This is a genomic window from Niveibacterium umoris, from assembly GCF_014197015.1.
In the GTDB taxonomy this organism is placed as follows: Bacteria; Pseudomonadota; Gammaproteobacteria; order Burkholderiales; family Rhodocyclaceae; genus Niveibacterium; species Niveibacterium umoris.
On record NZ_JACIET010000001.1, the window covers coordinates 1,824,007 to 1,835,787 of the forward strand.

Genomic DNA, 11,781 nt, shown 5'->3' on the forward strand with positions numbered 1-11,781 from the left:
TTTCCGCAGCGCCTTAGATCGACCACAGGACGCCCTCCATGCCCCGCGTTTCGATTGTCGTACCGGCCTACAACGCCGGGCCCTTTCTCGAAAAAACGCTGAAGAGCGTGTTGGCCTCGAGTTACGACGATTACGAAATCGTGGTCGTTGATGACGGGTCGACCGACGACACGGCCGCCATTGCTGCCGCCATGGGCCCCAAGGTACGCCTGATTCGCCAGGAGAATCAGGGCATGTCGAAGTCTCGAAACAATGCTGTGGCTTCGGGTGACAGCGAGTTCATTGCTTTGCTGGACAGTGACGACATCTGGCATCCGGACAAGTTGCGGCTTCAGGTCGCCATGATGGACGAATCACCGGAAGTCGGCCTGAGCTATACCGAGTTCACGGTGTGGGACGGTGCCGACGCCACCGCAACTTTTGAGCCAACCGTGTCATCGGAGCGCGACACGGCGCTGTCAGGCTGGATCTACCCGAAGATGCTGCTGACGAACTTTGTTTTACCCTCGTCCGCTCTTTTTCGGCGAACACTCTGGAATGCATTGGGCCCCTTTGTCTGCGAAGACCACCAGACCGACGACTGGGAGTATTTTGTTCGCGCCTCCAGACAGTTTCCATTCGCAAAACTCAAATCGCGCTTGGTGCTCTACCGGCAGCACCCCACGTCACTCTCTCGCGCCTTGCCGAAAGTAAACAAGACCGAAGCCATGCGTGAACGCCTGATCGCGCGCTTCGGGCTCGAATGCGAAAACGGTGGGCCGGCAGACCTCGCCCAGCTTGCTGCTCGCCGACAGCGGGGGCGATGCCATTTCGCAGACGCCCATGTTGCAAGGGGTGATCTCGCACTGGGGTTGCGTGAGTTCAGCGCGCTGCTGGCATCCGGGCCGAACCGCCTCGACTCATTTCTCAGTCTCCTGAAAGCCCTTGCTTCAAGAGTCCGCCGGAAACTTGCACGCGCCTAGAACCCTCGCGCCATCCAAGAAGGACAGGCGATATCATCGGACCCATCGCGCTCCTCGGCAATGCAGCTAACGAAATCGTCCCGCAGGCCTACTCTGCCGGCGTAAACATCGCACTTGTCGCAGCATCAGGCAGAAGTCACGGTTTGCGGCCGGGAATTGTCCAAACTCTCTGCGGCGAAATGGCATCATTGACGCTCAGCCACCCGCTTGCAGGCTAACGGTTCAGCGGCATTTCGACGCGCTCCCAGCTTGGAAGCACGCCGCAACGCTGGCGGTGGGGCCGGCGATCACCAGAGGAAGTGCATGGATACCGTTTGCAATCGGCACCAGAAACGCGCCTGCAAAACCCGTACGGCCGCGATACCCATTCTCGCTGGCGCTTCCCTCATTGCCGCGTGCCTCACCTTGCCCGCGCAGGCCGAAGACGTCGATCTTGCATGCCCGGTCCTGAGGCATGGATACGGCCCCTACGATTACCGGAAAATCACTGAAGAACAGAAGCACTTGGTCGAAGGCGCCCACTTTTTCCCCGACGTAGAAAACCTGAAGCGGGGAGCGATCCACCCCAACCGCGGGTACGTCGTGATCCCCGGCGCAGAAATCGATTACACCTTACGCGCTTTTCCGAACCACCCCCGCGCCTTGCTTTCCCTGGCCAGGCTGAGCCAGCGCGACAAGACGCCACACCCTCAAGGGGTTAAGGCCAACGTCGCCTGCTACTTTCAATCCGCGATCAATTTTGTTCCCGACGATGGCACCGTCAGAATCATCTATGGGATGCACTTGCTCAGGACCGGCAACCGTGACGAGGCGGTGAAACAACTCGAAAAGGGGCAGGAACTCAGTGACGAGAGCCCGTCGGGCCACTACAACCTCGGACTTGCCTACTTTGAATTGAAACGCTACGACGATGCCCTCAAGGAGGCGCACAAAGCGTATGCCTTGGGATTCCCGTTGCCCGGCCTGAAAGAAAAACTCAAACAGGTCAATGCATGGAAGGACCCGGTCAAGGCAGCGGCCCCCTCCGCGCCCATTGCCGATCAGTCCGCGCCTTGAGAGGCAGCCTGTAGTCGCGGGTCAATCCGTTCGGCAATCCAGGCCACGGTAGCCGACTCCACCCAGCGGCGCCAAGCCAAAGACGAGAAGGTGTGATTGGCGTCCTGAAGGTCCCTACGTGTCACGTCACACTGCTTGATGCCTTCCGCCAGTCGCCCAGAGTGCGCGGCACTGATGAACTCCGCGGCGGTCAAATCGTTGCCTGACAAGATCAGCAAAACAGGCCGTCGATAACGCTGCAAACTGGCGCCAAGGCGATCTGGCAGACTCGATTTCTGGCCTGCAGTGGAATGGCCGCCCCGTGACTTGCGAAGATTGACGATGAACTCCGCGGCGCGTTTGCGGAAATCCAATTTGCCGCTCAAAAACTTGCTCCAGAAAGCAAGCGAGAAGACCCGCTTGCCGTAATAGCTCGACACCAAGGCAGCGGCCTCGCCAGCCTCGGATCTCACCCACGGATTCAACATGACCAGGCCCGTTATCTGGTCATTCGCCGCGGCATGGAACGCGGCCGCCGTGGCACCATCACAGAGCCCCCACAGCACGACTTTCTCGATCCCCGGCACGCATGCCTTCAGGCCAGCCACCGCGACACCAATGTCGTCGTCAACCTGCTCGAAATCGCGTGCAGCCCCACTCGCGTCTCCCATCCCGCGGTAGTCGAAGCGCAAACAGGCAAGGCCAGCCGCCGCGAGCGCACGGGCCAGCAATACGAATTGTCGGTGCGAGCCGACCCGCGTTTGCGGCCCGCCTACAATAACCAGCACGCCAACCGTCGCCGTGCCATTGTCCGGCCGGGTCACGATCGCAGGCATTGCGTCGCCCGCACAATCGAGCAGGATTGCATCCTCAATCATTGAGCGGGCACCCCGGTCAGTTCTTGCAACATGGCAAGGCAGGTCTGGGCCAGGTCGGGCACCCGCTCGATCTCCTGCGTTTGCCAGAACGCCGGGCCTTTCAGCGTGGCGGTCGCAACCTGAGCCCCCCCCGTTTCGTGGATCTTCGCCAGTTGTCGTGCGGCGGCCGGCGAGAGAACCTCAGCGTCCGGTCCGACCTCAATCCAGCCAAGACGTGAAACCATCGAATTGGGCGCGAATTCAGCCGACTCCAGTTCGTTTGCAAGGGCCGGCGAAAGCGCGTAGCCCGCAATTTCAACCGACTCGCCAGCGGACAAGCGCTGACGCAGGAAACGCGTGTCGATCCGTGCCGTCGTGTCTTGGGCAAGTTCAGATGCAGCCCCCAACCGGAGGAATTGGGTCAGTGCCTGCTTTCCGGATACGACGGGGTTGATCGCGACCAGAGCCGTCGGCCTCAGCCCTCCCCGAACCGCCTCATCAGCAAGCAAGGCCCCAAGCCGCAAGGCGCAGAGCACCAGGGGCAAGGACGAAGCACCGGCAAGATTCGCAAACAAGGCAACGTCATCGACCCAGTCGCGCCAAGTCGCGTCGCCGAAATCACCGGCGCTGTCCCCTGTACCCAGGTAATCGCCGAGCACAACATTCCACCCCGCTGCAGCCGCCGTGCGCGCAATGTCGGCGAGCTGGCGGCGCGACTTGTTTGCCTCTTCGGCAAATGGCTGAAGCAGCACGAGCCGCCCCCGCGCCGGAACGCCATGCGGCTCGAACCGCATAAGGAATCGCTGCCCGCCCGGTGCGGGAGCGAATTCCGGCGAACAGACAAAAGTCATCAACCGATTTTGGATTCAATCAGCGAAACGAGCCGCCCAAAACTCGCAAACGCGGCACCGTCGATCTCATCGTCGTCGAACACGATACCGAACCGCTCCTCGATCGCCCCGATGACCCCCACCACCGCCATCGAATCCAACTCGGGAATAGCTCCAAGGAGTGCGGTCGCATCGTCAAACCCGGCAGCACGGCCGCCAAGACTAAGCAGTTCGTCCAAAATGGCGGCCAGTTCAGTGCGCGTATTCAAAACATTCCCCATTCAAAGGTAAACGGACCGACGCCAAGGACTTAACGGCAGTCCGGATTGATAGCCTTTTATTATAGGGAAACGGGGGGATGTCCCTCGTGACAAACTTCCAGCACTCTCGGCCACGATGCGCATTCCTGCCCCTGCCATACCGATTCCCCGGCTACCCGTGCTGTCGTGGCGCTATTTCTTTGATCGACGCGCCTGTCCGCTTCCTGCCGTGACCGATGCGGGCCGGGTGATACCAACCACCAGCGGACGCGCAGCAATTGCAATCGCGCTAAAGACGCTCGGATGCGGCTATGGTGACCGCGTGCTGGTGCCCACTTATCACTGCCCGACCATGGTGGCCCCCATCGTCGCGCTTGGTGGCGAGCCCGTCTTCTACCCCATCGACGAGAGCGGCAGCCCACAGCTGGAAGTGCTTGAAACTCTGCTGCGCGCGGGGGCTCGGGCGCTTATCGTGCCGCACTACTTCGGACTTCCGCGGCCGATGCGCGCGGTGCGCACGTTGTGCGACACCTACCACACGGCACTGATCGAAGACTGCGCCCACGCTTTCTTCGGTCGCGTCGAGGGTCGCGGCATCGGCGGCTGGGGCGATTTCGCGATAGCGAGCCTGACAAAGTTCTTTCCGGTTACAGAGGGGGGGTGCCTGATCCAGCGGCAGACCGGGCTGAACACCGCATCGCTCGGGCGGCGCGGACATACGGTGAGTCTCAAGGTGATCGCCGACGCGATTGAATTGGGCGTCATGCACCAGCGGCTGGGCGGGCTCAACCAACTGCTCGGCGCAGCCTATCGTGCGAAATATCGCCGCCGGGGAAGTCCGTCCCAAGCGTATCTGGCGCGCACAGAGTCCCCGACGCTTGAGACTGCGGTCCGAAGAGCCAAGGCCGACTTCGCCGATGAGTCCCTGCCTTTTCGCCGCATTGCAGCAGCGGCGTGGCATCTGGTCCGCATGGGCGGCGCCGGGCGCATCGTCGCGAAGCGACAAGCCAATTTCAACTGGCTGGCCGCGCGTCTCTCGACCCTCTCTGGCGCACGCCCGCTGGTCAGGCAAGCCGGCGACGAGTCAGCGCCCTATGTTTTCCCACTTTGGGTCGATGAACCGGAACGGGTGTATCAATCAGTCAGAACCAGCGGTGTGCCGGTGTTCCGCTGGGACGACCGCTGGCCGGGCACCCCGCGCTGGCCGGGGGACGCCGGTGAAGCATGGTCGCACCATGTGTTCCAGATCGGTTGCCACCAGGATCTTCGGCCGCAGGACCTCGAGTGGATCGCCGGCACACTGGAACAGATCATCGACGGCCGGCCGGCATGACACGCCGTCGGATCCTGATGGTTGCGTACCATTTCCCGCCCCACGCGGGCAGCAGCGGGATACAGCGCACGCTCCGCTTCGCCCGGACCTTGCCTCGCTATGGCTGGGATCCCGTGATCCTGAGCGTCGCCCCGTTTGCCTATGAGCAGACGAGCGACGCGCTGCTGGCCGACCTGCCCGCCGACGTACCGATCTACCGCCCCTGGGCGCTGGACGCCAAACGACATCTATCCTTGTTCGGACGCTATCCGGGCCTGTTCGCCCGGCCCGACCGATGGCGCTCATGGTGGCTCCCCGGTGTAGCGGCAGGCCTTGCCGCAACCTGGCGTCACCGCCCCGAAGTGATCTGGAGCACCTTCCCGATAGCGACCGCACACCGTATCGGCGCGACGCTGGCCGGGCTCACCGACCTGCCATGGGTGGCCGATCTGCGCGACCCGATGGCCCACGATGGCTACCCACAAGACGCGAAACTTTGGACTGCCTATCAAAAGGTCGAACGACGCGTATTTGCGACCGCCCGCGCAGTGGTTACCGTAACGCCCGGGTGTGCCGCCTACTACGCCAACCGCTATCCGGATGCGGCGGGGCGAATCCATGTCATCCGCAACGCCCATGCGCCAACGGATCCGGGACCGCCCGTCGCACGGACCGACAATGACGGCGGCAGCGACGGCCGCATCACGCTGCTGCATAGCGGCATCGTCTATCCTTGGGAACGTGATCCGACTGCGTTACTGCAGGCCATCGCCCGCCTCTTGGCGCACGACCCCCGCCTCGATGAACGTCTGCGCGTCATATTCCGGGCCCCGGGTGATGAGTCGTGGCTGCGCGCAAAGGTCGCGGCTGCGGGCGTGCAAACCGTCGTCGAGGTTGCACCGCCACTGGCGTATCGGGCGGCCCTTGAGGAAATGCGCCGCGCCAGCGCGCTGCTGCTGCTGCAGGCCGACAACTGCAACCTCCAGATTCCCGCAAAACTCTATGAATACGCCTACAGCGGCCGTCCGGTGCTGACTTTGTCGGACCCGGCAGGAGAAACCTGGCGCGAAGCGACGCGTCTCCAACTGGGTCCATGTGCTCGCCTTGACGAGCCGGTCGCGATCGCTGCGCTGATCAAGGGCGTACTCGACCAAGCCTTGCCAGCCCCACCCGAGGTCAACGGGGAAGACTACGAAAACCGCAGCGCTGCACTGGCAAGCTTGCTCGACCGACTCGCCGCTCCGTCACGGCAATAGTTCCTGTGCAATACCGGGCCGAGCCCCTAACATGGATCGCCTTATGGGGAAGGCAGACTCACCGATGAGCATAACCTGGGACATCTATCCGGCTTCGGAGCTTGAATCAGCGGCCTCCGAATGGAATGCCCTCTGCACCGCCACCGCTGCGATGCCCTTTCTCGAGACTTTGTATCTTCTCCCGCTGCTTCACTATTTCGGTGACGGTCGCGAACGCCTGTGCCTCGGACGCCGGGACGGCGAGTTGGTCGCAGGCGCGCTGGTCACACCTGCCGCGCTGGGTCGATGGCAAACCTTTCAACCGTCGCAGCTACCGCTCGGCGCCTGGATCCAGAAATCTGACGAAATCCTGGAGGAGTTGCTGGCGACGCTCACGCGCCAGCTGCCGGGATTTGCGATCAGTGTCGGCGCCACTCAAATTGACCCCCGCTTCACCCGCCGCCCGGCCAACGGCCGGCAGCTCGCGTCGATTGACTACATCGAGACCGCCTGGATCGATGTCGAAGGCAGCTTTGACGACTTTTGGGCCCAACGCGGCAAGAATCTGCGCACCAACGTGCGCAAACAGCGCGCGAAACTCGAGGACGAGGGGATCCAACTCAGCCTCGACATCCTCACCGACGCCGCATCCGTTGAAGCAGCCGTTCGCGAATTCGGCAGCCTCGAAGCCAGCGGGTGGAAGGCCGGCGCGGGCACCGCGGTTCAGCTAGGCACCCCGCAGGGCGACTTCTATCGGGACATGCTCACCGCATTTTGTGCGCGCCAACGCGGCGAAATCTGGCGATACCGCTTCGGCGAATCGGTGGTTGCCATGGATTTTTCCATCCTGTCAGGCGATACGATCGTCGTGCTCAAGACGGCGTTCGATGCAACGCACAAGACCGTGTCGCCGGCGACATTGCTGCACCATGACGCATTTCGCGCGCTGTTCGAGCGAGGAACGATCCGCCGAATCGAATTCTATGGCCGCGTGATGGAATGGCACACTCGCTGGACGACCCAGCAGCGCACGCTGTTTCATACCACTTTCTTCCGTTGGCCCCTGCTGCTTGCACTGCGTGAACGCGTTAACGCGCGGCGGACGGACGGTGCGGCCGCGACTGAGCCAACGTCCACATGAAACCGAGTTTCGGAACTTGGCTGCGCTACCAGACGTTCCGCCTGATCGACCGCGCCGCTCGGCGGGGTCGATCGCCGCAAACGACGCTTGCGCTCCCTGACACCGCGGTTCGTCGCAGTCTTTGGCTGTTTGTATCGACCATTGGGGAGCTCAATGCCATCGCCCCCCTGCTTGATGCGCTCGCCCCTCAAACAACGCCACTGCATTGGGTCTTGCTGACCGACCGGCGCATCTATGCCGAAGCTTATCGCGCACGCTACCCCGACGCGGACATCGTCGAAATTGGCGACCACCCAGCGGAGGCAAGTCGGCTGTCGCGCTTGCGGCCACCGGCACTCGCATTGGTCGCCGAGATCCCGTTGTTGCCGAGCGACGCACCGTGTCGCCTGCCCTTTGCTTGGCTTTATGAAGCCGCACGGCATGGAGCCCCGGTCGCATCCGTCAATGGGTGGCTCTATGGCTATGCAACCTCGTGCCGGATCGACACGATCGAGCGAGGGCTGCTGTTGCGAGACTGGCTGGCGATCCAATCGGTACTCTGCGTGCAATCGGAGGCGGTGCGAAATAGTCTGCTTGAAGCGGGTGCCCCGCCGGATAAGTTGGTCATTACCGGCAACATCAAATTCGATGCGCTCGACCGTGCAAGCTGGACCCCGGCAGGCACACGAAGCCCCACCCTGATCGGCGCCCTGATTGCGACCCATCGCCATGTGGTGGTCGCTGGATGCGTCACCGATGAAGATGAACAGACGCTGGTACTCGACGCCTTCGTCAACCTGAAGTCAAAGCGCCCTCACTGCCTGATGGTGCTCGCCCCGCGTCACCCAGAGCAACCCGAAGTCATGGCAAACCTCGCGCGGGCCCTTGCAGCGCGTGGGCTCCTCGCGGTTCGGCGAAGCGAACATGGAGACCAGCCTGTGCCAGGCACCATCGACGTGCTGACCTTGGACACCATGGGCGAACTCAAGGATTTCTATGCCTGTGCGGATGTCGCACACGTCGGGCGCGACCACAACGTGCTCGAACCGCTTGCGTTCGGCACCGCGGTGACGGCGCGTCCAGGCTGGAACGCCACTTACCCGAGCTACCCCGTGTTTCGCTTGCTCTTCGAGGAGCACGAGCTTTCGGTCAATGAGGACCCCCTTCTGTTGGCTGACAGCTGGCAGGCTGCACTCGATGTGGCGCACGACAGCGCGGGGCGTGCCGCGCGCATCACGCGACTCGCCGAGCGTTTTGGCGGCGCGACGGCCCGATCCTTGGCGGCGCTTGCGCCCTTCGTCGCAATCGCGATGGGCGCACGAAAGGATCGCCCTTGAGTGGAGTGCGAGGCGCCTTCCTGATCGCATTCGCCTCCTCGAACGCGGTGATGGCCATCAATTTCCTGGGCTCGATGTGGCTGTCGCGGATTCTGACGCCAGCCCAGATTGGCGTTTTTTCGGTGGCATACGTCATCACCGGCCTGCTCCGCACGCTTCGCGAAATGGGCCTGGGCACCTACATCGTGCAAGAACCCGAGTTGACCGATGCCCGAATGCGCACGGCATTCGGGGTCTCCTTAATCGTGTCGGCAGCAGGAGGCCTCGTAGTCTTGGCGCTTGCGATTCCGGCAGCGCAGTTCTACCGCGAACCCGGAATTCAAACGGTATTGGTCGTGCTGGGACTGAACTTCTTCCTTGTACCCTTCGGGGCGACCAGCATGAGTCTGATGCGCAGGAACATGCGCTTCATGGAAATCGGCCTGATTGAAACCGCATCAGCGTTGATCAGCACGATCGTAGCTGTGTGGCTCGCCCACTTGGGCCACGGATACATGAGTCTCGCCTGGTCGTCCCTGGTCGGCACTCTGGTCAGCGTGGTGGGCGTAATCTTCTTTCGTCCAAGCCATGTGCCCTGGAAACCGGCACTCGTGGAGTGGCGCCGAATCCTGAAAGTATGCGGATACCTCTCGGGCTCATCACTGGTCAATTACATCAGTTACTCAGCCTCGGACCTGATTCTTGGTCGAATGATGACCATGTCTGCGGTGGGTTACTTCAATCGTGCGTTCGGAACGGCAGGGGTCTTTAGCAGTGTCATTGCCCGAGCAATGCAACAAGTGGGGCTGCCGTTCTTTGCGAAACTGCATCGCGAAAACGAAGATCTCAGGCCCGCCTTCGTTCATGCCACAACCCTGGTCGGCGGCCTTGCGATACCGTTCTTTGCTGTGCTGATGGTCTCGGCAGGCAATGTCATTCACCTGCTATTCGGCCCGCAATGGGTGCGCTCGATCCCCCTGCTGCAGATCCTCTGCATTGCGTCGGCCGTCGAAGCGCTGACCTATCTGACCAATCAAATCCTGAGTGCCAAGGGGCAAGTGCAAACCCAGTGGCGAATCGACGTGCTCGGACTGTTCGTCAAGTTCGGCCTTGTCATTCCAGCCGCGCTTTACAGCCTCGAGACGGTCGCGCTTGCTTTCGTCGCAAGCAGCGTGATCATGAACTGGGTCAGATTCCTGGCCCTGAGACAATTCATCGGCATCGTGGCGCGGGACTTGGTCACGGTGCTGGCCAAGGCAGCACCAATCACCGTCTGCGCGAGCACTGGGCCAGCATTGATCGTCTTCTGGTGGGATTCGCCCCGCTCGGAAGTGATCAATCTGATGTTGATTGCAATGACTGCTGCACTCGGCTGGTTTGTCGCGGTTGCTGCCGGTCGCCATCCCATCCGTGCCGAACTCGTCCGCGCATGGGCCAATATTCGCGCCCCGAAGTCCTGAACGAGGATTGCGGTTCAACGCAGATTCATCCTTAGGCACACAGATGAGGCTCAGAATATGCTAGTTTCATTAATTGCCCCATCTTGAAGCAGACTGCACGATGACGAAGTTGCTGATCCTCAACACCGGCGTCGGGTCAAACCTCGGCGACCGGGCCATGCTGATCAACGTGGTCCGTGAAATCCGCGCGGCACAACCAAGCTGGCGGATGATGGTGAGCGCACGCACGCCCCGCTTTGTCCTTGAAGAGTTCGCGCTCGACCCAGTGACATTTCTGTACGACTGTCTGGATCGGGGACATCAGGTGCAACGCATGCTGCACCTTCCCCGCTTGATCGGTGATCTGATGCAGGGCTGTGCCGATCTCGTATCGACTCTCGCCATCGCAATGGCTCTGCTCGTTTGCATCGTATCGGGCAAGCGCCCGAGCGGGCGGTACATGGAGGCGGACTTCGTGCGCAGCCTGCTTGACGCGGACGCGGTGTACTTCGTTGGAGGAGGCTATCTCACAGACCAAGGGAAGCGGGAGTGCCGCGCCCTGCTCGTGACCGCGCTTTTCGCACGTTGTCTGCGCAAGCCGATCGTGATGAGCGGACAAGGCGTTGGCCCCTTCCGCTCCTTCCTGTCACGCTGGCTTTTCAAGCGTACCGCCGAATACGCTTCCCTGATCGGGTTGCGTGACGCGGGGCAAGGCATGCGTCTGCTTGAGTCGCTGAACGTATCCACCGCGCGGGCCGAAACCGTTGCCGATGACGCGCTCACGCTGCCGCCAGCGTACCCTGTCGCCCCAACTCCCCGCGCGCTTGCCGTGCACTGGCGCGTGTCTCCGCATCAGGCCGAGACGGAACGTGTTCAACCCATTATTGAGGTCTTGCTGGACAGGTTTGCCGAGGAAGGTTGGACCATCCGCCTGTTTCAGTTCCACGAGCGCCCCCACTACGAGGCCTCGATCTACGCGCGCTGGGCCGCTACACGCGGCTGGCCAAGCGTTGAGATCGTACAGGCAGCCGATCCGCGGGTGCTGCGGGCTGAAATTGCAAAGTGCAGCGTCGGCGTCGGCGTGGCCTATCATTTTTCTGTCTTCGCCCTCGCTGCCGACCTTCCCGTCATAGGTTTGTGGCACACCGAGTACTACCGGGAAAAGATCGAAGGCCTGATGACAGCGTTCGGGCACATCGAATGGGCCAAAGACGATCGAAGGATCGACGTCGATGCCCTGCGGTCGCAACTGTTGAAGATGGCTGACGCGCCTGCGAACGATGAACACCGCAGCCGCCGCCAACAGCTTGAAGGTCGGCATAACGACTGGATGTCCCGCATGCTGCGCAAATTGGACAACGAGACCGACGCGCAAACGATCGGTCGTTCCGACACGTTAGTCTGAGTTGAGATCG

General features: G+C 61.8%; 11 protein-coding genes. 8 read left to right on the forward strand and 3 right to left on the reverse strand.

The window, feature by feature from the left end:
• Window positions 1-38 precede the first annotated feature (38 nt).
• Both GGR36_RS08240 and GGR36_RS08245 read left to right on the forward strand, forming a co-directional pair.
• Entirely contained in the window at window positions 39-962 is a 924-nt protein-coding gene (locus GGR36_RS08240; protein WP_183634128.1) for a glycosyltransferase family 2 protein, read from the forward strand.
• Window positions 963-1,265: 303 nt separating this feature from the next.
• Window positions 1,266-2,018, forward strand: coding sequence for a tetratricopeptide repeat protein (locus tag GGR36_RS08245; protein ID WP_183634129.1), 753 nt, complete (start codon window positions 1,266-1,268; stop codon window positions 2,016-2,018).
• On the opposite strand, the gene GGR36_RS08250 is transcribed toward GGR36_RS08245, so the two are convergent.
• From GGR36_RS08250 to GGR36_RS08260, 3 genes are read right to left on the reverse strand one after another with little or no spacing between them, the layout of a single operon-like run.
• Window positions 2,003-2,875, reverse strand: a complete 873-nt coding sequence (locus tag GGR36_RS08250) for a hydrolase 1, exosortase A system-associated (protein WP_183634130.1) — start codon at window positions 2,873-2,875, stop codon at window positions 2,003-2,005. The genes GGR36_RS08245 and GGR36_RS08250 overlap by 16 nt on opposite strands.
• Window positions 2,872-3,705 carry a hydrolase 2, exosortase A system-associated gene (locus GGR36_RS08255; protein WP_207064275.1) on the reverse strand — a complete coding sequence of 278 codons (834 nt, stop codon included), beginning with the start codon at window positions 3,703-3,705 and terminating at the stop codon, window positions 2,872-2,874. The genes GGR36_RS08250 and GGR36_RS08255 overlap by 4 nt, the downstream gene beginning before the upstream one ends.
• Window positions 3,705-3,953 carry an acyl carrier protein gene (locus GGR36_RS08260; RefSeq protein ID WP_183634132.1) on the reverse strand — a complete coding sequence of 83 codons (249 nt, stop codon included), beginning with the start codon at window positions 3,951-3,953 and terminating at the stop codon, window positions 3,705-3,707. Before GGR36_RS08260 ends, GGR36_RS08255 begins: the two co-directional genes overlap by 1 nt.
• Window positions 3,954-4,080: 127 nt before the next feature.
• On the opposite strand from GGR36_RS08260, the gene GGR36_RS08265 reads away from it, so the two are divergent.
• The 6 genes from GGR36_RS08265 to GGR36_RS08290 all read left to right on the forward strand — a co-directional run bounded on the left by GGR36_RS08265 (window position 4,081) and on the right by GGR36_RS08290 (window position 11,771).
• On the forward strand, window positions 4,081-5,277 hold the full coding sequence (locus GGR36_RS08265) for a DegT/DnrJ/EryC1/StrS family aminotransferase (RefSeq protein WP_183634133.1): 1,197 nt from the start codon (window positions 4,081-4,083) through the stop codon (window positions 5,275-5,277).
• Window positions 5,274-6,512 (forward strand): glycosyltransferase, encoded by a 1,239-nt coding sequence (locus tag GGR36_RS08270; protein ID WP_183634134.1) that lies wholly within the window; start codon window positions 5,274-5,276, stop codon window positions 6,510-6,512. Before GGR36_RS08265 ends, GGR36_RS08270 begins: the two co-directional genes overlap by 4 nt.
• Before the next feature lie 64 nt (window positions 6,513-6,576).
• Complete coding sequence (locus tag GGR36_RS08275) at window positions 6,577-7,632, forward strand: GNAT family N-acetyltransferase (RefSeq protein WP_183634135.1); 1,056 nt, start codon at window positions 6,577-6,579, stop codon at window positions 7,630-7,632.
• On the forward strand, window positions 7,629-8,948 hold the full coding sequence (locus tag GGR36_RS08280; protein ID WP_183634136.1) for a 3-deoxy-D-manno-octulosonic acid transferase: 1,320 nt from the start codon (window positions 7,629-7,631) through the stop codon (window positions 8,946-8,948). Before GGR36_RS08275 ends, GGR36_RS08280 begins: the two co-directional genes overlap by 4 nt.
• 47 nt (window positions 8,949-8,995) lie before the next feature.
• Window positions 8,996-10,387, forward strand: a complete 1,392-nt coding sequence (locus GGR36_RS08285) for a lipopolysaccharide biosynthesis protein (protein WP_338086672.1) — start codon at window positions 8,996-8,998, stop codon at window positions 10,385-10,387.
• 100 nt (window positions 10,388-10,487) lie between these two features.
• Complete coding sequence (locus GGR36_RS08290) at window positions 10,488-11,771, forward strand: polysaccharide pyruvyl transferase family protein (protein ID WP_183634138.1); 1,284 nt, start codon at window positions 10,488-10,490, stop codon at window positions 11,769-11,771.
• Window positions 11,772-11,781: the final 10 nt, after the last annotated feature.

Bases quoted from the DNA above. Each gene is read 5' to 3' on its own strand.
- GGR36_RS08240 (WP_183634128.1), top strand. From the start codon at position 39: ATGCCCCGCGTTTCGATTGTCGTACCGGCCTACAACGCCGGGCCCTTT.
- GGR36_RS08275 (WP_183634135.1), top strand. From the start codon at position 6,577: ATGAGCATAACCTGGGACATCTATCCGGCTTCGGAGCTTGAATCAGCG.
- GGR36_RS08250 (WP_183634130.1), bottom strand. From the start codon at position 2,875: ATGATTGAGGATGCAATCCTGCTCGATTGTGCGGGCGACGCAATGCCT.
- GGR36_RS08280 (WP_183634136.1), top strand. From the start codon at position 7,629: ATGAAACCGAGTTTCGGAACTTGGCTGCGCTACCAGACGTTCCGCCTG.
- GGR36_RS08265 (WP_183634133.1), top strand. From the start codon at position 4,081: ATGCGCATTCCTGCCCCTGCCATACCGATTCCCCGGCTACCCGTGCTG.
- GGR36_RS08245 (WP_183634129.1), top strand. From the start codon at position 1,266: ATGGATACCGTTTGCAATCGGCACCAGAAACGCGCCTGCAAAACCCGT.
- GGR36_RS08270 (WP_183634134.1), top strand. From the start codon at position 5,274: ATGACACGCCGTCGGATCCTGATGGTTGCGTACCATTTCCCGCCCCAC.
- GGR36_RS08290 (WP_183634138.1), top strand. From the start codon at position 10,488: ATGACGAAGTTGCTGATCCTCAACACCGGCGTCGGGTCAAACCTCGGC.
- GGR36_RS08255 (WP_207064275.1), bottom strand. From the start codon at position 3,705: ATGACTTTTGTCTGTTCGCCGGAATTCGCTCCCGCACCGGGCGGGCAG.